The 25,046-nt window shown below is 33.3% G+C and carries 20 protein-coding genes, 2 tRNA genes and 5 pseudogenes; 16 read left to right on the top strand and 11 right to left on the bottom strand.

Annotation, left to right across the window (positions count from 1 at the left end; translation table 11 throughout):
* Nucleotides 1-6: 6 nt before the first annotated feature.
* The 5 genes from ACQ9BO_RS06895 to ACQ9BO_RS06875 all read right to left on the bottom strand — a co-directional run bounded on the left by ACQ9BO_RS06895 (nucleotide 7) and on the right by ACQ9BO_RS06875 (nucleotide 2,733).
* Nucleotides 7-396, bottom strand: a complete 390-nt coding sequence (locus ACQ9BO_RS06895; RefSeq protein ID WP_431244112.1) for a DUF6702 family protein — start codon at nucleotides 394-396, stop codon at nucleotides 7-9.
* 111 nt (nucleotides 397-507) lie between these two features.
* Complete coding sequence (locus ACQ9BO_RS06890; RefSeq protein ID WP_431244111.1) at nucleotides 508-1,263, bottom strand: hypothetical protein; 756 nt, start codon at nucleotides 1,261-1,263, stop codon at nucleotides 508-510.
* Nucleotides 1,253-1,897, bottom strand: a complete 645-nt coding sequence (locus ACQ9BO_RS06885; RefSeq protein WP_431244110.1) for a carboxypeptidase-like regulatory domain-containing protein — start codon at nucleotides 1,895-1,897, stop codon at nucleotides 1,253-1,255. The genes ACQ9BO_RS06890 and ACQ9BO_RS06885 overlap by 11 nt, the downstream gene beginning before the upstream one ends.
* Nucleotides 1,898-1,966: 69 nt before the next feature.
* The gene (locus ACQ9BO_RS06880; protein ID WP_431244109.1) at nucleotides 1,967-2,485 is read right to left on the bottom strand and encodes a hypothetical protein; all 519 of its coding nucleotides are present in this window, start codon (nucleotides 2,483-2,485) and stop codon (nucleotides 1,967-1,969) included.
* Nucleotides 2,482-2,733, bottom strand: coding sequence for a hypothetical protein (locus ACQ9BO_RS06875; protein WP_431244108.1), 252 nt, complete (start codon nucleotides 2,731-2,733; stop codon nucleotides 2,482-2,484). The genes ACQ9BO_RS06880 and ACQ9BO_RS06875 overlap by 4 nt, the downstream gene beginning before the upstream one ends.
* A gap of 165 nt (nucleotides 2,734-2,898) precedes the next feature.
* On the opposite strand from ACQ9BO_RS06875, the gene pepE reads away from it, so the two are divergent.
* Nucleotides 2,899-3,606 carry a dipeptidase PepE gene (pepE, locus tag ACQ9BO_RS06870; RefSeq protein ID WP_431244107.1) on the top strand — a complete coding sequence of 236 codons (708 nt, stop codon included), beginning with the start codon at nucleotides 2,899-2,901 and terminating at the stop codon, nucleotides 3,604-3,606.
* Between the two features lie 157 nt (nucleotides 3,607-3,763).
* Here pepE and ACQ9BO_RS06865 read toward each other — a convergent pair.
* Together ACQ9BO_RS06865 and ACQ9BO_RS06860 are read right to left on the bottom strand one after the other, a co-directional pair.
* A tRNA-Gly gene (locus ACQ9BO_RS06865) sits at nucleotides 3,764-3,836 on the bottom strand.
* Between the two features lie 67 nt (nucleotides 3,837-3,903).
* Nucleotides 3,904-3,976: transfer RNA gene (locus ACQ9BO_RS06860), tRNA-Gly, on the bottom strand.
* Nucleotides 3,977-4,111: 135 nt separating this feature from the next.
* Here ACQ9BO_RS06860 and ACQ9BO_RS06855 point away from each other — a divergent pair.
* The 4 genes from ACQ9BO_RS06855 (at nucleotide 4,112) to ACQ9BO_RS06840 (ending at nucleotide 6,132) form a co-directional block, all read left to right on the top strand.
* Nucleotides 4,112-4,384 carry a hypothetical protein gene (locus ACQ9BO_RS06855; RefSeq protein ID WP_431244106.1) on the top strand — a complete coding sequence of 91 codons (273 nt, stop codon included), beginning with the start codon at nucleotides 4,112-4,114 and terminating at the stop codon, nucleotides 4,382-4,384.
* Between the two features lie 193 nt (nucleotides 4,385-4,577).
* Complete coding sequence (locus tag ACQ9BO_RS06850; RefSeq protein WP_431244105.1) at nucleotides 4,578-5,189, top strand: hypothetical protein; 612 nt, start codon at nucleotides 4,578-4,580, stop codon at nucleotides 5,187-5,189.
* 47 nt (nucleotides 5,190-5,236) lie between these two features.
* On the top strand, nucleotides 5,237-5,425 hold the full coding sequence (locus tag ACQ9BO_RS06845) for a peptidoglycan-binding protein (RefSeq protein WP_431244104.1): 189 nt from the start codon (nucleotides 5,237-5,239) through the stop codon (nucleotides 5,423-5,425).
* Nucleotides 5,410-6,132, top strand: a complete 723-nt coding sequence (locus tag ACQ9BO_RS06840; RefSeq protein ID WP_431245082.1) for a L,D-transpeptidase family protein — start codon at nucleotides 5,410-5,412, stop codon at nucleotides 6,130-6,132. The genes ACQ9BO_RS06845 and ACQ9BO_RS06840 overlap by 16 nt, the downstream gene beginning before the upstream one ends.
* Here ACQ9BO_RS06840 and ACQ9BO_RS06835 read toward each other — a convergent pair.
* Nucleotides 6,129-6,851, bottom strand: coding sequence for a murein L,D-transpeptidase catalytic domain family protein (locus ACQ9BO_RS06835; protein WP_431244103.1), 723 nt, complete (start codon nucleotides 6,849-6,851; stop codon nucleotides 6,129-6,131). The two genes, ACQ9BO_RS06840 and ACQ9BO_RS06835, sit on opposite strands and share 4 nt — an antisense overlap.
* Before the next feature lie 322 nt (nucleotides 6,852-7,173).
* On the opposite strand from ACQ9BO_RS06835, the pseudogene ACQ9BO_RS06830 reads away from it, so the two are divergent.
* Nucleotides 7,174-9,601, top strand: a pseudogene (locus ACQ9BO_RS06830) (DUF5916 domain-containing protein).
* 139 nt (nucleotides 9,602-9,740) lie between these two features.
* A complete protein-coding gene (gene gpmI / locus ACQ9BO_RS06825; RefSeq protein WP_431244102.1) occupies nucleotides 9,741-11,258 on the top strand; it encodes a 2,3-bisphosphoglycerate-independent phosphoglycerate mutase in 1,518 nt (505 codons plus the stop codon).
* A gap of 222 nt (nucleotides 11,259-11,480) precedes the next feature.
* On the opposite strand, the pseudogene ACQ9BO_RS06820 reads toward gpmI, so the two are convergent.
* Nucleotides 11,481-12,733: pseudogene (locus tag ACQ9BO_RS06820) on the bottom strand (DUF445 domain-containing protein).
* A gap of 221 nt (nucleotides 12,734-12,954) precedes the next feature.
* Between ACQ9BO_RS06820 and map the strand changes: the two are divergent.
* The 6 genes and pseudogenes from map (at nucleotide 12,955) to pruA (ending at nucleotide 21,234) form a co-directional block, all read left to right on the top strand.
* Nucleotides 12,955-13,774 (top strand): annotated as a pseudogene (gene map / locus ACQ9BO_RS06815) (type I methionyl aminopeptidase).
* Nucleotides 13,775-13,793: 19 nt separating this feature from the next.
* Nucleotides 13,794-14,566, top strand: a pseudogene (locus tag ACQ9BO_RS06810) (class I SAM-dependent methyltransferase).
* A gap of 387 nt (nucleotides 14,567-14,953) precedes the next feature.
* Nucleotides 14,954-17,581 (top strand): DEAD/DEAH box helicase, encoded by a 2,628-nt coding sequence (locus ACQ9BO_RS06805; RefSeq protein WP_431244101.1) that lies wholly within the window; start codon nucleotides 14,954-14,956, stop codon nucleotides 17,579-17,581.
* A 74-nt stretch (nucleotides 17,582-17,655) separates the two neighbouring features.
* Nucleotides 17,656-18,915, top strand: coding sequence for a DUF5103 domain-containing protein (locus ACQ9BO_RS06800; protein WP_431244100.1), 1,260 nt, complete (start codon nucleotides 17,656-17,658; stop codon nucleotides 18,913-18,915).
* A gap of 78 nt (nucleotides 18,916-18,993) precedes the next feature.
* A complete protein-coding gene (gene apaG, locus ACQ9BO_RS06795; protein ID WP_012023834.1) occupies nucleotides 18,994-19,380 on the top strand; it encodes a Co2+/Mg2+ efflux protein ApaG in 387 nt (128 codons plus the stop codon).
* Between the two features lie 227 nt (nucleotides 19,381-19,607).
* Nucleotides 19,608-21,234: pseudogene (pruA, locus tag ACQ9BO_RS06790) on the top strand (L-glutamate gamma-semialdehyde dehydrogenase).
* A 101-nt stretch (nucleotides 21,235-21,335) separates the two neighbouring features.
* On the opposite strand, the gene ACQ9BO_RS06785 reads toward pruA, so the two are convergent.
* A complete protein-coding gene (locus ACQ9BO_RS06785) occupies nucleotides 21,336-22,085 on the bottom strand; it encodes a carbonic anhydrase family protein (protein WP_431244099.1) in 750 nt (249 codons plus the stop codon).
* A 286-nt stretch (nucleotides 22,086-22,371) separates the two neighbouring features.
* On the opposite strand from ACQ9BO_RS06785, the gene ACQ9BO_RS06780 reads away from it, so the two are divergent.
* Nucleotides 22,372-22,554, top strand: a complete 183-nt coding sequence (locus tag ACQ9BO_RS06780; protein WP_431244098.1) for a hypothetical protein — start codon at nucleotides 22,372-22,374, stop codon at nucleotides 22,552-22,554.
* Entirely contained in the window at nucleotides 22,551-23,105 is a 555-nt protein-coding gene (locus ACQ9BO_RS06775) for a hypothetical protein (protein ID WP_431244097.1), read from the top strand. The genes ACQ9BO_RS06780 and ACQ9BO_RS06775 overlap by 4 nt, the downstream gene beginning before the upstream one ends.
* Before the next feature lie 79 nt (nucleotides 23,106-23,184).
* Here ACQ9BO_RS06775 and rsmG read toward each other — a convergent pair whose 3' ends face one another.
* Complete coding sequence (rsmG, locus tag ACQ9BO_RS06770; protein ID WP_431244096.1) at nucleotides 23,185-23,814, bottom strand: 16S rRNA (guanine(527)-N(7))-methyltransferase RsmG; 630 nt, start codon at nucleotides 23,812-23,814, stop codon at nucleotides 23,185-23,187.
* A gap of 106 nt (nucleotides 23,815-23,920) precedes the next feature.
* Between rsmG and ACQ9BO_RS06765 the strand changes: the two genes are divergently transcribed.
* The gene (locus ACQ9BO_RS06765; protein ID WP_431244095.1) at nucleotides 23,921-25,015 is read left to right on the top strand and encodes a fatty acid desaturase family protein; all 1,095 of its coding nucleotides are present in this window, start codon (nucleotides 23,921-23,923) and stop codon (nucleotides 25,013-25,015) included.
* Nucleotides 25,016-25,046: the final 31 nt, after the last annotated feature.

Raw genomic sequence — 25,046 nt, 5'->3', positions numbered from 1 at the left:
TATCCATTAATACTTTAACACTTCTTTCCTTGAAGATTCTGTAAAAAGCACACTCTTTTTTGTGCCAAACGCTGAAATATGTGTAATGTTTTGCTGTTCAGCATTCCAATCTACTAAAATCGTGTTTGAAATTTCGAGTGTTTTGAATTTATCAATATCTTTTATTCTAGAGTAACAAACCAAAACATCTCCAGATTCTACTTCTTTTGATAAGAATGTAATCACTTTTGGCTGGCCGTTAACTTTCATGGTAAAATTCTCAGCAAGATACTTTTTCAAAAGTTCAACATCTTCCGCCGTTTCTTTTTCAGTACCAATGAATGTTTTTTTATGGTATTTCTTCTCTATTCCGTTATTCAAATCATCAACAAAAATTCGAGATGTAATTTGAATCATTTTTTTCAGCGACATAATTTACCTGGAAAACGCCCATGTAAAATTTATGAAAAGCAAATGCCGAGAGCAATAAAAATAAAACCCCAATTAAGGGGTAAATCAATCTTTTTTTCATTTTTCAGTAACATTCGATTTTTTAAATTCCTTATTCTTATTGATCAAAAAATCGATCAATTCAAATTTTTGATCTGGATCAACGTGTCGCTTAGACTCTGGATCATTAGAACAATACATTAAAAACAAATCTATTTCATCTTCTTTCAGCCCCAAAGTTTTAGTAAAAAAATCAGGTTTGAAATTATCTTTTGTGTAAGCAACAAAAGCAATATCTGATATTTCTTCTTCTTTTACATCTTCTTTTTTCCTTAAAAGTTTTTTGACGTCTTTAAAGATTCGAACAAAATCAGTTCCGTATTTTATAGTTTGGTCTGAATACATTGCTGTATTTTTTGCCGTTGACTGCTTATCATCTTCAAATTGCATATCTACGATTGCTTGCGAGCCGACTCCTAATGCTTTTACTTTTAAATCTTTATGAACAACAACTTCTTTTAATTGATTATTTACCAATTCTAACGGAACTGTAAAAAGAATTTGCGCGCAATCTTTTTCAGTCAGCACAATTTTTTTAGACTGAAACGCCATTCCGGTAAAGACTAAAGTGTCTTTTGGCCTTGCCAAAATATCAAACAATCCACCAACACCTATAAAAGTTCTGGCATTTGCATTAATATTCATTACATGACCGCTTTCTATTGCTAATGATGAATTTACCACTTGTCCGTGAAGTGGCTTTCTTTCTGTATTTTGCCCTAATGCAATTTGACAAAACAAGCAAACAACGAATACTGATAAACTATTTTTCATTTTCGAGGATAATTAAATATTTTCTGGCTAGATCTGTGATCAAAAACATACTCATTGTTTTGTTCTTTGTATTCAAAGATACAGCAAATTGAGCATCATCCACACAAAATAATTGAAATCCTTTTATATAATCTACAGGAATTTTCAATCTTTCAGTATAATAATTCTCTTCAAAAAGGTATTCTAATTTCCTGAAAAGCATCTCTTTTTGCTCCACAACAACTTCTTTTTTAAGCATTGCGGTACGTCCAGAAATTTTATTCAATATTTTATCAATTGAGGTCGAAGTGGCTGTGTAAACCTTTCTCTCTGCAGGCGTATATGTTTTTTGTCCATGCGGGACAATTCCGAGATTTTCAGTTGTAATTTGTGGATTTTCATTTACAACAACTTCCTTCAATTCAATTTCTTTGGCAGTCATTTTAATCTGAATTTTATCTAAATTCAAATCTTCAGCAGTAATTCTATGTTTTAGCGGATCTAAATTTACAGATGAAAAAACCAACACATCTCCTTCTTTTACAGCAATAGAAAACATTCCGTTAACATCTGAAATGGTAGAAACTTGGGTTGCATTGTTGACAATGTTTACACCATCAACAGACGTTGACTGCTCAAAAATTTGCCCAAGCATTTCTTTTCTGACCAAATTTTGACTAAAGCCAAACTGCATCAGAAATAAAAAAATAGTATATGTAAAGTATTATTTGATTTCACTGGCAATCATTTCTTTATATTTTGTTGCCAATTCTGCCAGCAAAAATTCTGTCGAAGTTTTATTCTTTGAGTTCAAAATCACCGTAAACTTATCATTTTCGACGGCATAATACTCAAAACCTTTTACATATTCACTAGGAATTTTCAAAACATTTACAAAATGCTCAATAGTAAACATGCGCTCCAAAAGCTTCATAAAGGCCTCTTTTTTCTCCACTTCAGCTTCTTTTTTAAGCATCGCCGTTCTTCCTGAGAAAAAATTCAGCAAAGGATCTGCCGAAATCGATCCTCCTGCCATTGTTCCTCCATTTGCTTGCGCATCTAAGGCAGTTGCAGTACGAAGTCTTCTTTCTGCCTGAGTGTATGTTTTTTGCCCGTATGGAACAATTCCTAAAGATTCTGCATTAATTCCGTTATAATTTCTAATCACAACTTCCTGGAGCTGATGCATGACCATACTCAATTTTACTGTAAAATTAAGATCTGAAAAATTATCAGCCGTCAATAAAATTCTTTTTCTTTGAATTGTATTGATGAAAAAACAAGAGTTTCTCCAACATTTGCCAAAATAGAAAAACCACCAGACTTGTCTGTCACAGTCATTGCCTCGGTTTGCGCATTAACCACATAAATCCCTTCCAAATCAGCACAACTGGAAACAATTTTCCCGTTAATGACCGTTCGTTCTTCAACTTGCGAAATGGCATTCTGTCCACAAAACACCAACAAAAAACAAGCAATTTTATTAATCAAAATGACAAAAAATTAAAATTATTCTTAAAGCCGTAAAAATATCTTAATGTGTTCAAAATTTAATATTAAGAACTTGGTAAAAATATGTTAATTAAAGCTTGGCAATCTTCCCAAAAATGAGAGTTTTTAATATCTTTAGCGTACAGAATCTGATTTTAAAAAATTATGAAAAGCATTATTATTGCAAGCACCTCTACACTTCATGAAGGCAGTTATTTAGAGTACTTATTACCTACCCTGCAATCTCATTTCAAAAACTGCAAAAGCATTTTGTTCATTCCTTATGCACGCCCGAGTGGTATTTCGCATGACGAATACACACAAAAAGTTTCACAGGCTTTTGCAACTATTAACATTTCAGTAAAAGGAATTCATGAATTTGAAGATGCAAAAGATGCAATCAAAAATGCAGGCGGCATATTCACAGGTGGCGGCAATACATTTTTACTTGTAACGCGACTTTACAAAAATGACATTATGCGACTTCTTGCCGAAACTGTAAAAAACGGCACGCCATATTTAGGAACAAGCGCCGGAAGTAATATTTGCGGTTTGTCAATGCAAACTACAAACGACATGCCTATCATTTATCCGCCAAGCTTTCAGACTTTGGGATTAATTCCATTCAATTTAAATCCGCATTATTTAGATCCAGATTTGCAATCAAAACATATGGGCGAAACGCGCGAAACTAGAATTAAGGAATTTCACGCTTTCAATGCAATTCCAGTTTTAGGTTTAAGAGAAGGAAGCTGGCTCGAAGTAAAAGGCGAAAAAATCACTTTGAAAGGAGATTTAACAGCACGTTTGTTCAAACAAAACCAAACCCCGATCGAATTAGAAACTGAAAGCGATTTGAGCAACTTAAAGTAAAAGTTCAATATTTTAAATTGCTTCGCCTATTCGCTATCGCTCGGGTCCAAATTCCATTTTTGCACTTATCCATTTTGGAATTTGGAGTTTAAAAATTGGGATTTGCATCAGCTAAAAAAAACAAAAAAGCCTCAAACATTGTTTGAGGCTTTTGAAGAGCGAAAGACGAGGCTCGAACTCGCGACAACCAGCTTGGAAGGCTGGAGCTCTACCAACTGAGCTACTTTCGCATTTGTGCTTGCAAATATAAATAATTTTAATTTCTAAAAAAATAAAATCTAAAATTATTTATTTTAGAGCGAAAGACGAGGCTCGAACTCGCGACAACCAGCTTGGAAGGCTGGAGCTCTACCAACTGAGCTACTTTCGCATTGGTGGTGCAAATATAAAAAGAAAGTTAAGTTAAAAACAAGCTTTTGGGCAAAAAAATTCAATAAAAAACAACAATAATTTATAACATATTTAAAATTAAAAAGTTATAAATTGAAAAAAATTAAAAAAAATCATGACTATTATTAAAGAAATCTCCTCAAAAGAAACTTATGCTGTTCGTCAACCTGTTTTAAGAGCAGGAAAACCTATTGAAAGTTGCATATTTGAAGGCGATGATTTAGACACAACACATCATTTTGGTTTATTTGAAGATAAAAATTTAACAGGAATAATTTCATTATTTCAACAAACCAACTCTATATTTGCCGAAAAAAATCAAGCCCAAATTCGTGGAATGGCCGTTTTAGAAACGCATCAGAAAAAGGATTTGGAGAAGCTCTTGTGAAGCATTGTGAAAATTACTGCAATGAAAACAATGTTGATTTAATTTGGTTTAACGCACGAACCGCCGCTGTTGGTTTTTACAAAAAATGAATTACAAGGTTTCAGGAGAACCTTTTGACATTAAAGATGTTGGCGAGCATTATTTGATGTTTAAAAAATTATAAAATGAAAAAAATTTACTTTCTTTTAGTGATATGTGTGTTTTTTGGCCGCAAAAAAGACGAGCCGAAAATTATTCCTGTTGTCAAAAAAAGGCACCTGCAATCATACTTACCGATGAAAGAAAAGTTGAAATTGATACCGCTATAATAGGCGCTTACAAAAGCGAAACCCTTAAACAGTTTTATAATTCATCTGAAAATAAAACTGTTTGGGGAAATCTTAAAAAGAGAACTTATGTTTTGTCGCAATTGCAAAATTCAGACAAACTAGGCTTAGATCCAGAAGATTACAAAGCTTCACAATTACAAAAATTCGAAAAAAGAATTGGTTCGCTTAGCGATACTGATTTAGCAACTTATGATATTTTGCTGACTTATAATTTTGAAAAATACCTGAATCATCTTTTCAAAGGAAAACTAGATCCTAAAACAATTTACACTGATTGGGATTTGGACGAAAAAGTTTTTGATGTAAATGATGTTCTTATTAAAGCTTTCAATAAAAACAAATTAGATAGCATTGTCGATAACATTCAGCCAAAATCTGAGACCTATAAAGAACTGCTGAAAGCACTTGAAATCATAAATACATTTCCAGATGAAAATATTGACAAGATAACTACTGATTCTTTGACAAAAAAATAAGCTTAAATGAGAGCAATGTTGCATTAATAAACATCAAAAAAAGACTTTTGTTCTGGGGCGACATGACTGGAAAAGACAGCGTTTTGACTAAAATTTACGACAACAAAACATTTGAGTCAATCAAAAGATTTCAGGAACGTCACGGATTAGCAACTGACGGCGTTATTGGACAAGGAACCATTAATGCCTTAAACTATTCTAAAGAAAAAGAAAACAGCAAATTATTGCCAATTTAGAACGCTGGAGATGGTTTACTAGTGATTTTGCCGAAAACTATTTCATTATCAACATACCTGATTACAGTTTAAATGTTGTTGAAAATCGAGATACAACTTTAGTTCGCAATGTCGTGGTTGGAACTAACAAAAGAAAAACACCTATTATAACCTCAACACTTAGAACTGTGGTTTTTAACCCAACATGGACTGTTCCTCCTACTATTTTAAAGGAAGATGTTGTTCCTGCAATGAAAAGAAATCGAAATTACTTAGCAAATAAAAACATTACCATTTATGACACTGCCGGACATGTTGTTGAGCCAAATTCTTGGAACGAAAACAAACCTAACAATTACCGCTATGTCCAAAGTCCAGGCTACAATAATTCATTAGGAGTTATGAAAATTTTATTTCCAAACAACCATAGTGTTTATTTGCACGATACGAATCATCGAAACTATTTTGGACGAAGCAATCGTTCTTTGAGTTCTGGTTGTGTACGTATCGAAAATCCTCTGGAACTGGCTGAGCATATTTTAAATGATACTGTACGATTTTCAAAAGTAAAAATTGACACTATAATTGCTTCTAAAAAAACGATGAGTTTCAAAATTGAAAAAAAGTACGCACTATATCAATGGTATTGGACAGCTTGGAGCAAAAAAATCAGCTCATTTTTAGAGCTGATATTTATAATCTGGATTCGGATTTGTATACTAAATTAAGAAATTAGCTTTTCTTCCATTGAGAAACTTCTTGATGGATGATAAATATACAAACACGATTTTCCTTTTATTGCTTCGATTATTTCATCTGTCAATTCAAAAGGAATTGCAGGACAACCTTGGCTTCTTCCTAATCTTTTATGATCTCTTATAAATGACTCTGACACATAATCAGCTCCATGCATTACAACACCTCTTTCACGAGCATTGCTGTTAAAACCTTTTTCTAAACCATCAAGACGCAAAGATGCTCCGTGTTTTCCTTGATAAATTTCGCCTGTAGCATAAAAGCCTAAACTGCTTTTATATGAAGAGTTGTTGTTTGAAAATGAAGTAGCAAATTCTTCACCCGTATTTCTTCCGTGAGCTACTAATGACTGAAATAAAATTGTATTAGTTGATAGGTCAATTACCCAAAGACGTTTCATGTTTGACGACAAACTAAAATCGATCAAAGTCAAAATATCTTTTTGAATTACTCCTTTTTCTTTTAAAAGGTAAAATCCTTTTAAAGCTTCAGAAAAAGTCTTTAGTTCTGGCAACTGAAAATGATTTGCATTTAAATTGCTGTACACACTTTCCACTTTAGCATCAACTGTAAGTTTTTCAACTTTAGCAATGCTTTTTGCTGTTGCAGTTTTAATTTCGGGAGTGTTTTTTGAATCTTTACCAAAAGACAACAGGAAAAACACAAACAGGGGATAAATTTTGTAAATCATTGAATTTCTTTAGGTTAATATTTAAATTTGGGTAGGGCAAAAATATAAAAAAATTATAGCGATCGAAACTCAATAGGCTGAATCAGTGCATTTTTGCCTAAACTTTAACAGAATAACAGTAAAAAATTTGCATTTTTGGCCTAAAACTGATTTTTTTGTAAGATTTTTACTTGTGTAAAAAATCTAAACGTTTTTAGGCATTTTCTTAAAGAAAATACAATTAAACATTATTTTTGACGCTCAAAAGTGTAACAATCAAACCAAATCAGAGTCTATTACTGCAGTAATATCATTTTGAAAAGCCATTTTCTTTTAAAATTCCATGAAAAAATTAGTTTTCTTAAGTCTTCTTTTATCCGTTTTTTGCAGTTATAGCCAAAAGAAAACCCTTCAGGCTCAATCTACTGCGGAATCAATTTCTATTGACGGAAAATTAGATGAAGAAGCTTGGGCAAACGCTCCTATTGCCTCTAATTTTATCATGTTTGAACCCGATAATGGCAAACCAATCACTGAAGCAAAAAAACAGAAATTAAAGTTCTTTATAATAATGACGCCATTTATATAGGCGCCATGATGTATGACGATGAGCCAAACAAGATTTTAAAAGAAATATCACAACGAGACAATTTTGGAACTGCTGATATTTTTGGTGTTTTTGTAAATGGTTTTAATGACGGCCAGCAAAACTTTGAGTTTTTTGTTTCGGTCGCAGATGTTCAGGGTGATTGTATCATGACTGATGCTATTGGAGAAGATTATTCGTGGGATGCTGTTTGGTTAAGCAAAGCCCGAATTACTGACAAAGGCTGGATTGTAGAAATCAAACTTCCTTATCTTGCTCTGCGTTTTTCTGCAGAAAATAAACAAACTTGGGGAATCAATTTTTTTAGGGAAGTTAAGCGAGAACGCAAAAAATACACATGGAATTTAATTGACACCAAAATTGGGACATTTACACAGCAAAATGGAGAATTAGCAGGAATTGAAAACATCAAACCTCCTACTCGACTGTTTTTTATGCCTTATGCTTCATATTATTTAAATGCGACTGACGGCCAAAAAACCTACGGCACAATGAAAGGCGGAATGGATATAAAATACGGAATCAACGATGCTTTTACACTTGATGCTATTTTAGTTCCTGATTTTGGACAAACGAAATATGATGACCGAATTTTGAATCTTAGTCCGTTTGAACAACAGTTTAATGAAAATCGTGCTTTTTTTACAGAAGGAACTGACTTGTTCAATAAAGGAAATATTTTTTATTCGCGTAGAATTGGCGGAAGCCCATCAATTGATCCGGAGCTAAACGACAACGAAGAAGTTATTGAAACGGTTCAAAACGTGAATCTTATTAATGCCTTAAAAGTTTCAGGAAGAACAAAAAAGGATTGGGAATTGGAGTTTTGAACGCCGTCACTGAAAAAACATATGCAACAATTAAAGATACTATTTCAAACGAAACACGTCGTGTAATTGTTGAACCATTGACTAACTATAATGTCTTGGTTCTAGATCAGCGTTTTCGCAAAAATTCATCCGTTACCTTTATTAATACCAATGTTACTAGAAATGGCCATTATAGAGATGCCAATGTAACTGGTCTGGCTTGGGATTTAAACACAAAAGCAAACACTTACAGCTTATATGGAAATGCAAAATACAGCCATATTAATATGGAAGAAGACAAAAATGGTGTTTTTACCACTATTGGTTTTGCAGAAACTAGCGGAAAATATCGCTACAGTATCGGTTCTGATTTTGTGACCAAAGGTTACGACCCAAATGACCTCGGAATCAATTTTTATACTAATTATTATAACTTTTATGGAAATGCAAATTATAGAATTCTAAATCCGACAAAGCTTTTCAACAGCTTCAGAATCAACTATAATATGTATGCTGAATTCAATAAAGAATCTGGGCTAATTCAAGACAATAGTATCAATGCAAACGTAAATCTGACAACGGTAAAAAACAATTATTATGGTGGCGGAATTACAGTTTATCCTATGGAATCACACGATTATTACGAGCCAAGAGCTGATAATAGATATGTAATTATTCCGAGAAAAATTGAAGCATGGGGAAGCGTTTCTACCAATTACAACCACAAATTTGCAATCGACTTAAATCCGTCAATTGCGATTTTGGATGAACCAGGTCGAACTTCATATGGAATTGACATTGGGCCAAGATATCGTTTTAACGACAAATTATTGTTGACTTATTATTTTAGTTTTTTCAGAAAAAACAACAACAAAGGCTATATTGACAGCGTTGATGCAGATGACAATGATACCACTCCAAATACTATTGTTTTTGCCAATAGAAATGTGGTTACGTACTCAAATACGCTTGGCGGAAAATATGCTTTGAACAGCACCATGACTCTAAATTTATCTGTTAGACAATATTGGTCTTATGCTGAAAACAAAGACATTTTGCAACTTCAGGACAATGGCACCTTAACACCTTATCCAGATTATGATAAAAACAAAAATTCAAGTTTTTATTCCTGGAATGCTGATTTATCTTATTCTTGGTGGTTTGCTCCCGGAAGCCAAGTTTCGGTACTATATCGCAATAATGCTGATAATTTTGAGCGCATTATCGACAAACAATATAAAGACAATGTAACCGCTTTATTGAATAACGAGGCTTTAAAACATGCTTTTTCAATCAGTGTCAAATATTTTATTGACTACAATGCTGTCAAAAATAAGTTCAGAAAGAGAGCTTAGCGTGAATTAATTTTAAAAAATAAAGGCTTCTGCAATTAAATTATTATTTTTTGATACGCTTCATTTTATTAAATATAAATGTATCGTCGCTCCCTTGCAAAGTTTAGAAATGACTTATCTTTGTAGAAAACAAAAAGTAATGAACAAAAAAGTTATCCTTATGATTTTAGACGGTTGGGGAAAATCTCCTGACCCTAAAGTATCTGCAATAGACAATGCAAATGTTCCTTTTATAAACAGTCTTTACAAAAATTACCCAAGTGCACAACTTAGAACTGATGGCTTGAACGTTGGTTTACCAGAAGGTCAAATGGGAAACAGCGAGGTAGGTCATATGAACCTTGGAGCTGGAAGAATTGTTTACCAAGATTTAGCCAAAATTAATTTAGCTGTAGCGAACAAAACTCTTGCAAAAGAACAAGTTTTAGTTGACGCCTTTACATATGCTAAAGAAAACAATAAAAAAGTACACTTTTTAGGATTAGTTTCTGACGGAGGCGTGCATTCACATACTTCTCACTTGCGCGGATTAATCGATGCTTCTCAAGAATATGGTTTAGATCAAGTTTATGTTCACGCTTTTACAGATGGACGTGATGTTGACCCAAAATCTGGAGCAAAATACATTCACGATCTTGAAGATTATATTAAAGATACTCCTGTAAAAATTGCTTCAATCGTTGGACGTTACTACGCAATGGATCGTGACAAACGTTGGGAGCGTGTAAAACTGGCTTACGACTTAGTTGTGAACGGCGTAGGAACTCCATCAACAAATGCTGTTGCGAGTGTTCTTTCAAGCTACGAAAAAGATGTTACAGACGAATTTATCGAACCAGTTGTTATCGTTGATGAAAATGCAAGACCTCTTGCTACAATCGTAGAAGGCGATGTTGTTATTTTCTTCAATTTTAGAACAGACAGAGGTCGTGAACTTACTGAAGCGCTTTCGCAACAAGATTTCCACGAGCAAAACATGCACAAACTAAACCTTTATTATGTAACATTGACAAACTACGATGAAACGTATCAAAACGTAAAAGTGGTTTACAATAAAGATAATATCACAGAAACTCTTGGTGAGGTTTTAGAGAAAGCAGGCAAAAAACAAATCAGAATTGCTGAAACTGAGAAATATCCTCACGTAACTTTCTTCTTCTCTGGAGGTAGAGAAACTCCTTTTGAAGGTGAATCTAGAATTTTGAGAAACTCTCCAAAAGTTGCGACTTATGATTTACAACCAGAAATGAGCGCTTACGAATTAGCAGATGCTCTTGTTCCTGAATTGAACAAAGGCGAAGTTGATTTTGTTTGTTTAAACTTCGCAAACGGAGACATGGTTGGCCACACCGGAATTATGGAAGCCGCAATTAAAGCTTGTGAAGCTGTTGACGCTTGCGCGAAAAAAGTTATCGATCTTGCTCTTGCAAATGACTACACAACAATCGTCATTGCGGATCACGGAAACTGCGAAACAATGATTAATCCTGACGGAACTCCAAACACGGCTCACACAACAAACCCAGTGCCGATTATTTTAGTTGACAAAGAATTGAAAAACATCCAAAATGGTGTTTTAGGTGATATCGCTCCAACAATTTTAGAATTAATGGGTGTGCAACAGCCAAATGCTATGACTTGTCATTCATTATTATAATTTTTTAAACCATATAAGTGATATAAGTTCATTTAAAAAAACTTAAAAAATCTCGCAAAGACGCTAAGTCGCAAAGAACAATAAACTTTGCGCCTCTGCGTCTTTGCGAGAACTATTTTATACATACTCTGATTGTCATCCTGAGCGGAGTCGAACGCTGATGAAACGTAAAAAGGCTTCGACTCCGCTCAGGATGACATGCGTATTAAAAGTGTTTTTTTATCAAAAAATAAAATAATGATAAAGTCAGCTCAACACCATAAATCACAAGCCCAATAAAACCTCCAACCAAAGTTCCGTTGATTCTGATGTATTGAAGATCTTTTCCGATTTCTAATTCTAATTTCTCGGAGACTTCTTTCCATCCCAGCTTTTTACGGTTGACGAAATCAAATCTCCAATTACTTTTTTATTGTTCAAAAGCATTGATAATAAATCATTCTTGATAAATCCGTTGATTTTATCGATCATTACAGCGTCTTCCTTAATTCCATTCCCAAAAGTTTGAATCAAATCTGCAACGTTATTTTTTATTGACGAATCGTCGCCACGACTTAAATCGTTTGTAATAGAAAGTTTAATTTCATCCCAAATTCCGTTGATGTAATCCTGAACTTCTTTTTTCCAACAAATCCCAAAATCATATCATTGATTTTAATTCGCATTTCTTCAGAATTTTTGACTTTTTCTAAAAAATTAAAAATATACTCGTCAATTTTTAAACGCACTGCACTTTCTGGCTTCTTTGCTTCATTCAAAAAATCCTGCAAACCGTTAAAAACACCTTCAGTGATGCTTTTATCAGCCAATCCAAAACTTAAAAATGGAGTTGAAGCTTTTACTTTCTGTCTGATTAAATCCTTGTTGTTAGTCAATTCATTGCTCATTACTTCGAGAAGATTCGTGAGCATTTGATTTTTTAAATTTCCTTTTTGCAAAGGCTCTAATGCCAATGCCACCCATTCGCCAAAATTTATTCCTTCTATTTTTTCCTTAAACTGAACTTGAATAAATCGCTTTACATCCTCATCTTTAATGGTTCTTAGAATTCCGGGTATAACACTAACTGCAACAGCATTGGCAATATTATTGGCATTTTCCTCATGTGAAAGCCATTCTGATGCTTTGGTTGCAAAATTGAATTCGTCCAGTTTAACTTCTAATTTTTCACGGTCAAGAAATTCCTCAGAAACAAAATTCCCAAGGTTCTCTCCTATTTCATTTTTCTTGGTCGGAATAATTGCCGTATGCCAAATCGGAATTCCCATTGGGTGACGAAACAAAGCCACAACCGCGAACCAATCGGCAATTCCGCCCACCATAGCCGCTTCGCTGAAAGCCTGCAACATTGGGATTTTAAAATAAATAGCGATTAAAAACAACAACACTGCAATACCTAAAAGCCCCAAAGCATTTCGCTTCATTTTCTTCAGCGCTTTTACTTTGGCTATATCTTTATCTGTAATAGTTTCCATGATTATATGTGTTTCTACTACTAATTTATGGCTTTTTTCTTAAAAGCTCTTGTATTAGTAGCCACGAATTCACGAATTTTCTTTTTATCTCTAAAATCTAAATTTGGTGAAATTGAATTTCATCAATTTAGATTTAGATAAATTCGTGAATTCGTGGCAAAAAAATTACTCAAAAAATGAGATAAAAATTGTACTTTTGCGAACTGAAAAATGGAAAAAATATGATTATCCAAAAAACTAGAGAGGAAATTGAATTAATGCGCGAAAGTGCCTTAATCGTATCTAAAACATTAGGAATGATTGCTTCTGAAATCAAAGAAGGAGTTACTACATTATATCTTGACAAATTAGCCGAAGAATTTATTCGTGATCACGGTGCAGTTCCAAGTTTCCTTGGATTGTACGATTTCCCAAATTCACTTTGCATGAGCCCAAACGCTCAGGTTGTTCACGGTATTCCTAATAATGTTCCTCTAAAAAATGGTGATGTTATTCTCGGTTGATTGTGGCGCTTTCAAAAATGGTTACCATGGAGATCATGCCTACAGTTTCGAAATTGGAGAAGTTGCACCAGAAGTTAAAAAACTTTTACGTGTTACTAAAGAATCTCTTTACGTTGGAATTAGAGAATTTAAAGCTGGAAATCGTGTAGAAGATGTTGGAAATGCGATTCAAAAATATACTGAAGCTCACGGTTACGGAGTAGTTCGTGAATTGGTTGGTCATGGTGTCGGACAAAAAATGCACGAAGAACCAGAAATGCCAAATTACGGAAAACGAGGACGCGGAAAGCTTTTTGTTGAAGGAATGGTCGTAGCAATCGAACCAATGATCAACATGGGAACTAGAAACATTAAACAACTAAAAGACGGCTGGACAATCTTGACTGCTGACGGCAAACCTAGTGCGCATTTTGAGCACGATGTAGCTTTGGTTGACGGAAAACCTGAATTATTATCTACTTTCCAATACATCTACAAAGCTTTAGGAATCGAAAGCAACGAAGAAGATGAATTTAGACAAGTTCCTTTAGTACTATAATACAACCCGAATCAAACCTGTGAAAAAACTTTTCAAATTAGTTTTAAATACTATTCCAAGACCATTATTAATTCGTTTGAGTTATGTGGCACGACCAATTTTAGCATTATCTTTAAGAGGAAGTAAATATACTGATCCTATCGACGGAAAAAGTTTTAGATCTTTTCTGCCTTACGGATACGGAAAACAACGTAACAATGTGCTTTCACCAAGCACGCTTTCTTTAGAAAGACACCGCTTACTTTGGCTGTATTTAAACGATCAAACTGATTTTTTTACAGCACCTAAAAAGTATTGCATTTTGCTCCGGAACAAGCTTTTTACAAAAGATTCCGCAAGCAAAAAAACTTAGATTACACGACAACCGATTTGCTTTCGCCTCTTGCTGATGTCAAAGCAGACATTTGTAATCTTCCTTTCAAAGACAACGAATATGATGTTATTTTGTGCAATCACGTTTTAGAACATATTCCTGATGACACAAAAGCAATGCAGGAATTATATCGTGTTTTAAAACCAGGCGGAATGGCAATTTTGCAGATTCCCCAGGATTTATCTCGTGAAGTTACATTTGCAGATGATTCTATTACAGATCAAAAAGAACGCGCTAAAATCTTCGGACAATACGACCACGTTCGTGTTTACGGACGCGATTATTTCGATAAATTAAGAAGCATCGGGTTTATTGTTATCGAAGAAGATTATACCAATAAAATTGCACCAGAATTAGTTGAGAAATACTGTTTGGCGAAAGGCGAAATTATTCCGCTTTGCTTTAAACAGGAAAACTAATTTTTTCACCAAATAAGTTCATTTATAAAGAGTTTTCAAATTATTGATATTTTGAAAACTCTTTATTTTTTTGCCAAAAACCAAATTACAAGCCTAACCAAATCCCTAAACCTTGGAACCTACAAAACCATTTCAGTTCTGTTTTGACATCAGTTTTGAAAAAATCTGAATGCCTATATCCCAACAGCATATATCGTTGAAAATACTAGTGAAATCAAATATCTAGACAAAAAAGCAACAAAAACAATAATTGAAAGTTTCGGAATTGATTTCGAAAATTTAGATTCCAGTTCCAAAAGAATTCTAAACATTTGTGAATCTTTAAAACCTGAATTTGTATTTAAAAAATTCAGTGCAAAAGTAAAATCAGCTAAAACAATTGCCGATTTGCAGAAAGACTCCAAAATTGATTTTGCTATTCGCCAGCACTTAAAAATTAATTTAAGTCCGTTTTACAGCTTAATTGTACAGGAACAATATCCCTTATCTATTGACTTAGGACCGGAGAAAGATTTCTATCGTTCTAGAGTCAACATTGATCCGCTGGATTTTGAGCCTCAAATTCAATTCGACAAACATTCAGAAGGCATCACTTATACACTTTCTTTAAAAGAAAATGAAACTACATTTTTGCCAATGGACAATAAAGTAGATATTCTTTCTGATGAGCCAGGCTGGTTAATTGTCAATAAAAAACTAGGACAATTAAAAGAACTAAATGGCAAAAAACTGACTCCATTTTTAAAGAAAAAATCAATTGAAATTCCATCAAAATTAGTTGATGATTATTTTAAGAATTTCATTCCCGAAATAGCAAAAAAAATTGACATCGAAGCCAATGGATTTGAAATCGAACTTCGCGACCAAATCGCTTCTTGCACAATTCAGCCTATTTTTGATTTCTTTAAAAACTGCTATTATCTCAATCTTTATTTTGATTATAACGGATATGTTTTTGACGCAAGCAAAACCAAAAAAACACATTCTTTTGTTGATTTCGCTGTAGCGAATGAACCAAAAATTATTCAATTTAAGAGAAGTCACGAAGAAAATTCATATACAGAAAAATTACTCGAAATTGGTTTAGAAAAAATCAAAAATGAATTGTTTGGATTAAACTCTGAAAAAGAAACTTCCGATCCTTATGTTAATATCCAACTCATTATTGACAACAAAGAAAAACTAGAAAGTTTAGGTTTTACAATTCAAAATCTAAAACTAGAAAGCAAAGAAATCATTACAGAAAGTAATACGATTTCTATTGCAAAAGAAACAAAAGCAGATTGGTTCGATATTAAAATCATTATTACGATTGGCAATTACAAAATCAATTTCAGTGAAATTATTCCGAATATAAAAAGCAAAGAAAGGCTTTTCCAATTGCCAGACGGAAACTATTTTTTGATTCCGTTAGAATGGTTTAGTAAGTATGGCTCTTTGGCAAAATTGGCCAAAACAGAAAATGGCACAGTACTTTTACGAAAAAGCAATTTTACGGCTTTAGACGGAATTTCGGAAATAAACAATGATTTAGACCAAATTCATCAAGCCGAATTTACCGCTTCAGAATTAATAAAAGCAACTTTAAGACCTTATCAAATTGATGGAGTAAAATGGCTTTTGGGTCATTTCAATTCTAATATGGGCGCATGTCTGGCCGATGATATGGGACTTGGAAAAACTTTACAGACTTTGTCAGTTTTGGTTTCTGTGCAGGAACAATTAGGTTTTACAACCAAAACAACCAATTTTGACTTATTTTCAAACGAAACAACTGTCGAAAGAGAGCCTTTAAAAGCTTTGATTGTTTTGCCTTCTTCATTGGTTTTTAACTGGTTTAATGAAGCCGGAAAATTCACGCCACACTTTTCAAAAATGCAATATATCGGCAATGACCGTAAAATTTTAGCGAGCAGAATAAATTCAACCGATTTGATTTTTACAAGTTATAGCATCATTCACCGAGATATTTCTATTTTAGAAAAATACGACTTCCGTTATTTGATTTTGGACGAAAGTCAATATATTAAAAACAAAAATTCTAAGATTTTTAAAGCTATAAATAAAATCAGTACCGGGCATAAAATCGCCCTAAGTGGTACACCAATCGAAAATTCGCTTGACGATTTATGGTCGCAAATGCAGTTTATCAATCCGGATATTTTAGGAAGCTATGCCTTCTTTATGGAAAACTTCAAAAATCCGATTGAGAAAAAGCAGAACGAAGAAGTTTTAGCAGAATTAAAAAACCTCATCCAACCTTATATTTTAAGACGAACCAAAGAACAGGTTTTAAAAGATTTACCAGAATTGACCGAGCAGATTTATTACTGCGATATGGATCCTGAACAGGAAAAATTATACGAGAAAGAGAAATCTAAAGCTCGTAATTTCTTGCTTAAAACGGATGGATCTCCTGATAAAATCAGCATTATCAATACTTTGATGAAATTGCGTCAGTTGAGTAATCACCCAAAAATGGTCGATCAGGAATCTGAGATTGATTCGGGAAAATATATTGCAGTTACTAATTATCTTGAAAATTTAGTCAAAGCAAAACAAAAAGTAATCATTTTTAGTTCATTTGTTACGAATTTGAGTTTTTATACTGATTGGTGTAAAGAAAATAAAATAGAATTCTGTGAAATTACTGGAGAAACTCCAGCAAGCAAAAGGGAACAAGAAGTAAAACGTTTTCAGGAAAAAGAAAATCCGTTGTTGTTTTTTATTTCGCTTAAAGCGGGAGGAGTTGGATTAAATATTACCAAAGCTTCTTATGTTTTATTTTTAGATCCTTGGTGGAATCCTTTTGCCGAAAAACAAGGTATTGGACGAGCACACAGAATCGGGCAAATGAATAAAGTAAATGTGATTCGTTTTATTTCGAAAAATACGGTTGAGGAAAAAATCATCAAACTGCAGGAAAACAAAAAACTGCTATCAGATTCTCTTTTAGAGGAAAGCTACATCAATGATGAAATTGAAGGCAATTTAGAATACATTTTGGGTTCATAATTGTTAAACCCAATAGATTGGCATATTTTTCGTTGTATAAAATTGCTATATTTACAAATCTTACAATCTATCAAATGCCAAAATTTTTATCTATAAGTTTTCTTCTGCTTTTTATTTTTACTTCGGCGAAAGCCCAAGAAGTCCAAAACGAAGTAGATCCTCCATATAATATCAAGACCGCATCATTCGTTCAAAACGACTCAAATGTGGTTCCAATTTTTGAATTGGGTTCGGTATTTTCATTTCAATTTGATGATTTATTTGGCAATGAAGCAAATTATTATTTTGAATTGGTTCATTGTGATTACAATTGGATTCCGTCAGACATTCCGAAGACGGAATACATTCGCGGTTTTGACAATCAAAGAATTACTGATTTTTCTAATTCATTCAATACGCTTCAAGGTTACACGCATTACACGTTGACTTTTCCAAATCAATTCACAACACAGCTTAGAATTTCGGGCAATTATATGCTAAAAATCCTGAATGAAGATAGAGAAGTTGTTTTCTCCAGAAAATTTGTTCTTTACGAAAATCATTCGACAGTTGCCTGTTTGGTAAAACGCACCCGAAATCTCAGCAATATCGATTTTAAGCAAAATCTTGAATTTACTATTTTGTCAAATGACATTACTTTTCAAACCCCTTTGCAGAACATAAAAGTGCTTTTATTGCAAAATGGTGATTTTAAAACAAGTATCAAAAATGTTCCACCGCAATATACTATTGGAAATCAAATGGTATATAAATATGATAAAGAAACGCAATTTTGGGGAGGCAATGAATTTTTGTATTTTGAAAATAAAGACATTCGTGCGGCTAGTAATAATGTCGCTAAAATGGGTTCCAATAATGATGTTTATAGCTCTTATTTGTACACCAATCACGCAAGAGGCAACCAAATTTATACACTTTATGAAGATGTAAATGGAAATTTTGTAGTGAAAAACATCAACGGATTCAAACAAGAAATCGAAGCTGATTATGCTTGGGTTTACTTCACACTTTCGGCGCCGGCCTTTCAATTAAACAAAGACATTTATATTGTTGGAATGTTCAATAATTACAGCCTTTCACCAGAATATAAAATGGATTATAATCCAGACAAAGCGATCTTTGAAAAAGCCGTTATGATCAAGCAAGGTTTTACAAATTATCAATACAGAACAGTTGATAAAAAAGGAAATATCGATTACGAAAATGCCGTTGACGGGAATTTTTATCAGACTGAAAATGAATACACCATCTTGGTTTATTACAAAGAAACTTCAGATCGTTATCAAAGAGTCATTGGAAAAGGAAACGGAAACTCAATAAACATCGTAAATTAAAACAATGTTAACGTTTTCACTTCAATCATTTTTTTCGTAGCTTTGCACATATAACGCACACATATATACCACTTTAGTATGGTTTCTCAAATTACAAGAGGCATAAAAATATCAGTTTTAACTAGTTTTGAAGGAACTTACTTCAAAAACTACAAGATTCATTTTGCTTTTAGCTATGTAGTTACAATTGAAAACCACAGTAAAGATTCTGTTCAATTGACTTCTCGCCATTGGGAAATTTTTGATTCGCTAAATGACTTAGATATTGTGGATGGCGAAGGCGTAATTGGTAAAAAACCGGTTTTAAAACCAGGCGAAAATCATACTTATAGTTCTGGTTGCTTATTATCATCACCTTATGGCGCTATGAAAGGCCATTTTAATATGATCAATTTTACTACAACAAAAACATTCAAAGTAATTGTTCCTACTTTTAGAATGTGTGCTCCTTTTGCGTTGAACTAATTTATAGTTTAAGCAATCTTTTTTTCATTTCATAAAACTCAAGAAAACATTTAATTTTTGTTTAAATCATTTCGATTTTATGCAATTAAAATGTTAATTATCCTGCAACTTAAATCATCCGTTTATCAAAATACAACTTTTTAATATTGTATTGTGATAAATTCAAATTATCATTTGTACTTTTGTAAAAAATTGAACAAAATCGTAATTTTAAAATAATTTATCCCATGTTAAAAGGATTCTTTCATGTACCAAAAGCGGTAAACGAGCCAGTTAAAAGCTATGCACCGAACTCACCAGAAAAAGCCGCAGTTCAGGCGACTTACACTACAATGTGGAACTCTCAAATTGACGTTCCTTTATATATTGGAAGTGAAGAAATCAAAACTGGAAATACAAGAAACATTACAGCTCCACACAATCACAAACACGTTGTTGGGAAATATCATTTAGCTGAAAAACAACATATTGAAAAAGCGATTGCAAATGCACTTGAAGCAAGAAAAGCATGGGCAAACATGGCATGGGAACAACGTGTCGCTATTTTCTTAAAAGTCGCTGAACTTATCGCAGGACCATACAGAGCGCGTATCAACGCCGCAACAATGATTGGTCAATCTAAAAATATTCACCAGGCAGAAATCGATTCTTCTTGCGAATTAATCGACTTCTTAAGATACAATGTTGAGTTTATGACTCAAATCTACAACGATCAGCCAAAATCAGATTCTACTGTTTGGAACCGTGTAGAATACAGACCATTAGAAGGTTTTGTTTACGCAATTACTCCATTTAACTTTACTGCTATCGCCGCAAACCTTCCTGCAAGCGCCGCCATGATGGGTAACGTTGTGGTTTGGAAACCAAGTGACAGCCAAGTATTTTCTGCAAAAATCATCATCGATGTATTCAAAGAAGCTGGAGTTCCAGACGGCGTAATCAACGTGGTTTTTGGAGATGCTTTAATGATTACTGATACAGTTTTAGCGAGCCGTGATTTTGCTGGTATTCACTTTACAGGATCAACTCACGTATTTAAAGATATTTGGGCTAAAATTGGTGCAAACATTCACAATTACAAAACTTACCCAAGAATCGTTGGTGAAACTGGAGGTAAAGATTTTATCATTGCACATCCAAGTGCAAACGTAAAACAAGTAGCTACGGGAATTACTCGTGGAGCTTTCGAATTCCAAGGACAAAAATGTTCTGCTTGCTTCTAGAGCTTATATTCCACAAAGTTTATGGCCAGCTGTAAAAGAACAATTAATTGCTGACGTAAAATCTATGAAAATGGGTTCTCCAGAAGATTTCGGAAACTTTATTACTGCAGTTATTCACGAAGGTTCTTTTGATAAATTAGCTAGTTATATTGACCAAGCTAAAAAAGATGCCGACGCTGAAATCATTGTTGGAGGAAATTACGATAAATCGATTGGGTACTTTATTGAGCCAACGGTTATTGTAACAACAAATCCAAAATATACTACAATGGAAACTGAGTTGTTTGGACCAGTTATCACGATTTACGTTTACGAAGATGCTAAATGGGAAGAAACTCTTGAATTAGTTGATACTACTTCTGAGTATGCTTTAACAGGAGCTGTTTTCAGCCAAGATCGTTATGCAATTGAAGTGGCTACAACTAAATTACAAAATTCTGCTGGTAACTTCTACATCAACGACAAACCAACTGGAGCTGTTGTAGGAATGCGACCGTTTGGTGGAGCAAGAGCTTCTGGAACTAACGACAAAGCTGGTTCTGCGTTGAACTTATTGCGTTGGGCTTCTCCAAGAACAATTAAAGAAACTTTTGTAACTCCTGAGGATTACAGATATCCTTTCTTAGGTTAATTTTTTGTTTCAAGTTTAAAGTTTCAGGTTTCACGTTTGTGACCTGTCCATATAAAAAAGCCGAATCTTTTAAAAGATTCGGCTTTTGTTTTTATCTGAATTTATAAAAAGATTACTTCTCCTGAATGCAAATCATAATAAGCTCCTATTATTTTGATTTCGCCTTTGTCTGCCATTTCTTTTAAGATTGGACTTCTCGCTTTAATATTTTCAATTGTTTCCAAAACATTAGTCTTGGCAACATGTTCTACAAATTCATCATTTTTAGATGTTTTATCTCCTTTAAAATCTTTCGATTTTGCAATTGCGGGTTTTATTTTGGATAGCATTGCAGTTATATTTCCCAATTTCACATCATCGATTGCCGATTTTATAGCACCACAGGATTCGTGTCCAAGAACCAAAATTAATTTTGCTCCAGAGACTTTGCATCCAAATTCCATACTTCCTAGCAAATCTTCATTGACAAAATTCCCAGCAACTCTTGCAACAAATAAATCACCAATTCCTTTATCAAAAACATCTTCAACCGGAATTCGGCTATCTAAACAAGATAGGATTACCGCCTTAGGATATTGACCTTCGGTTGCATCACGAACCAGCGCCGAATGATCTCTTAAAGTCAGATCATTATTTCTGAAGCGTTTGTTCCCATCTTTTAAACTTTGAATGACATAATCTGGAGTCAGTGCTTTTTGTTCTTCAGCCGTCAAAACTTTTTCTTTTAACGGAACTAATTTTTCTATTGAATCTACGGTAGTAGTTTGTTTAGCATCTTTTGTTTCTTTCTTTTGACAAGAAACGGCAAGAATCGATGCCAGCATAATCGTAAAAAGTGTTTTTTTATTCATTAGTGATAATTTTAAAAGTTCAACAATTAAAAAATGGATCAAAAACAAGCAACTATAAACGATTTTTTCTTTTTTTGAATCTAAAATTAGGAAAAAAAACTCATTCTGTAAGAAGATTCTTTTATAAAATAAAATTGTAGTACTTTTCCTATATATCTAATTTTCAATACCATACGAAGTCAAAAAAACCTATTTTATTATTTTTAAAACTTTTTATTCCGTTCCAAAAACTGATACACTCATAAATTTGCCAAAAAAACATTCTATACAAACTAATTAGTAACATATGAGAAACTTAAACAACCTACCGGAAGTGATTTTAAAATCAAAAAGTGTTGGGCACCCTATCGATTTTAAATGGAATAATAAAAAAATGGAAAAGTTTTTGGATCCATTAGAAGGAAATGAAGAATTAGAAAATGTATTGTCTCAAATTAGTCACAAAGCCAGTATAGGATTAACCGCATGACTTTATTAGAATGGGTTTCATGGCGTTTTACAGGTTATTCGACATCTGCAAAAGATATTCAAAAACGTATAGAAGCGCTTTGGTGTTCTATTCGCGATAGTCATGAAACAGATCCTTTAGTTTTTGACACTGACTTAAGCTTATCTGATTCTGGCTCTGTAGATGGACCTTTATGGGTCGCGCTCATGAACGTGACAATGGTAGATGCAAGATATAGAAAAGGCTCTTATTTTCTTCAAAGCGAACTTGTTGGATTAGTATTGCTTGCCCGTTATATTACACCGAAGAAAAAGTTTTTCGACAAATGGTTTAACGGAACAATTACAGCTTTACTAAACTCATATCCTTGCCCTTATAACTATCACGATGCTGATCAAAGCGACGAGGGTATTTATGATTCTTCTAAAGAAACAGTTACATGCAGAGAATTTTTCTTTGATTCAAAATTTCATTACACGCCTGCGACCTGCGAAATCGCATTAGATAATTTCATCAACAATTTAGATCATAAAGCTAATCCGTTTTTGCATTTATCAAAAAAGGCATCTTAATTTTAGCCACTTAATTCAAAAAATAACCCGGAAGAATTTTATCAATTCTATCCGGGTTATACTTATTTGGTCTTTTTATTTATGGTTTAAACTTTAATGGCAAATGCACCACCTTTTTAGTTTCAAAAAATTCATCATCAAAATGATCTGCTAAATCGTATAAAGTAGCACTTGGAAAATCTTTCAATTCTTCTGCCAAATCTCCACCTTTTAAATATAAAATTCCATTTTTTAAAGTGTGCTTGTTTTGCTTTTTGATTTTATCTTTTATCCAAGACACAAAATCAGGCATATTAGTTACGGCACGGCTTACAATAAAATCGAAATCCCCTTTTACCAATTCGGCACGTTTTTGCTCTGCTTTTACATTTTTTAGTTCCAAAGCCTCAGCAACACCCTGCACCACTCTGATTTTTTTAGCAATAACATCAATTAAATAAAAACGGGTTTCAGGAAAAAGAATCGCTAACGGAATTCCAGGAAAACCTCCGCCTGTTCCAACATCTAAAACTGTTGTGCCAGGCTCGAATTTCATGATTTTTGCAATTCCAAGCGAATGCAAAATATGTTTCGTGTATAATGAATCAATATCTTTTCTAGAAATTACATTGATTTTTTCATTCCAATCGTGGTATAAAAAGTCTAATTGCTGAAATTGTTTGATTTGAAGATCGGTCAAATCAGGAAAATATTTCAATATCTCATCCATTGCTCAAATTTTTAACAAAAGTACTACTTTACGATTGAAATATTTAACTCAATTTTGCAAATTGAAAATTTATAATAATTACCTTTGAAACCTATTTAAAATAATTATGAATAACACTGCACCTACATTTGCAAGGCAAGACAATTTAAAGTTTTTTAGAACACTTAATTCTCGGGTAAACAATTACTTCAAAGAGAATAATATTCAAAAAACCGGAAACTGGAAGTTACATCTAAAAGCCGTTATCCTTTTTGCAGTGTTTCTTACTCCTTATTTTTTGATTCTAACACTTAACATGCCTTTTTGGGTAATGCTTTTATTATCTATCGTAATGGGTATTGGAATGGCAGGCGTTGGAATGAATGTAATGCATGATGGAAATCATGGTTCTTACTCAAACAAAAGCTGGATCAACAAACTAATGGGCGGTACGATTTATGTTTTGGCAGGAAATGTTTACAACTGGCAAGTACAGCACAATGTATTGCACCATACATACACAAATATCCCAGGCCACGATGAAGATTTAGATGCGGGACGAATCATCCGTTTCACAAAGCATGCTGAATGGCATAGTTTTCACCGTTTTCAACATTATTATTCTGTTTTCTTATATGGATTATTGACTTTCAATTGGGCAATTACAACCGATTTTAAGCAAATGAGAAATTACTTAAAAAGAAAATTATCTTACGGAGAACCAAAAAGCCCAAAAATTCTTTGGACAACTTTAATTATCACAAAAATTATCTACGCATCGATCTGGATTGTATTGCCAATCGTGATTGGAATTACATGGTGGAAAGTACTTCTTGGATTTTTTGTAATGCATTATACAACAGGATTAATCTTGAGTATTGTATTTCAATTAGCACACGTTGTGGATCATACAACTAATCCAGAACCAAACGAATTAGGCGAAATGGATAATACTTGGGCCATTCACCAATTGTACACTACAACTAATTTTGCACCAAAAAATGCAATTGTAAATTGGTACACTGGCGGATTAAACCATCAAATTGAGCATCATATTTTTCCAAATATCAGTCACATCCACTACGGTAAAATTGCAAAAATTGTAAAAGAAACAGCAAAAGAGTGCAACTTGCCTTATTATGAATATAAAACAATGCGAAGTGCTGTTATTGCTCACTTCAAGCATTTACGTGAGTTGGGAATGAAGCCAGAATTAGCATAAAAACTAAAAAAATCTATTAATAATTAACCTT

The organism is Flavobacterium sp. P21, assembly GCF_050632225.1.
Lineage (GTDB): Bacteria > Bacteroidota > Bacteroidia > Flavobacteriales > Flavobacteriaceae > Flavobacterium.
This window is presented reverse-complemented; position numbering and strand designations above follow the sequence as displayed.

Bases quoted from the DNA above. Each gene is read 5' to 3' on its own strand.
- ACQ9BO_RS06895 (WP_431244112.1), bottom strand. From the start codon at position 396: ATGATTCAAATTACATCTCGAATTTTTGTTGATGATTTGAATAACGGA.
- ACQ9BO_RS06890 (WP_431244111.1), bottom strand. From the start codon at position 1,263: ATGAAAAATAGTTTATCAGTATTCGTTGTTTGCTTGTTTTGTCAAATT.
- ACQ9BO_RS06885 (WP_431244110.1), bottom strand. From the start codon at position 1,897: ATGCTTGGGCAAATTTTTGAGCAGTCAACGTCTGTTGATGGTGTAAAC.
- pepE (WP_431244107.1), top strand. From the start codon at position 2,899: ATGAAAAGCATTATTATTGCAAGCACCTCTACACTTCATGAAGGCAGT.
- ACQ9BO_RS06855 (WP_431244106.1), top strand. From the start codon at position 4,112: ATGACTATTATTAAAGAAATCTCCTCAAAAGAAACTTATGCTGTTCGT.
- ACQ9BO_RS06850 (WP_431244105.1), top strand. From the start codon at position 4,578: ATGTGTGTTTTTTGGCCGCAAAAAAGACGAGCCGAAAATTATTCCTGT.
- ACQ9BO_RS06835 (WP_431244103.1), bottom strand. From the start codon at position 6,851: ATGATTTACAAAATTTATCCCCTGTTTGTGTTTTTCCTGTTGTCTTTT.
- gpmI (WP_431244102.1), top strand. From the start codon at position 9,741: ATGAACAAAAAAGTTATCCTTATGATTTTAGACGGTTGGGGAAAATCT.
- ACQ9BO_RS06800 (WP_431244100.1), top strand. From the start codon at position 17,656: ATGCCAAAATTTTTATCTATAAGTTTTCTTCTGCTTTTTATTTTTACT.
- apaG (WP_012023834.1), top strand. From the start codon at position 18,994: ATGGTTTCTCAAATTACAAGAGGCATAAAAATATCAGTTTTAACTAGT.
- ACQ9BO_RS06785 (WP_431244099.1), bottom strand. From the start codon at position 22,085: ATGAATAAAAAAACACTTTTTACGATTATGCTGGCATCGATTCTTGCC.
- ACQ9BO_RS06780 (WP_431244098.1), top strand. From the start codon at position 22,372: ATGAGAAACTTAAACAACCTACCGGAAGTGATTTTAAAATCAAAAAGT.
- ACQ9BO_RS06775 (WP_431244097.1), top strand. From the start codon at position 22,551: ATGACTTTATTAGAATGGGTTTCATGGCGTTTTACAGGTTATTCGACA.
- rsmG (WP_431244096.1), bottom strand. From the start codon at position 23,814: ATGGATGAGATATTGAAATATTTTCCTGATTTGACCGATCTTCAAATC.
- ACQ9BO_RS06765 (WP_431244095.1), top strand. From the start codon at position 23,921: ATGAATAACACTGCACCTACATTTGCAAGGCAAGACAATTTAAAGTTT.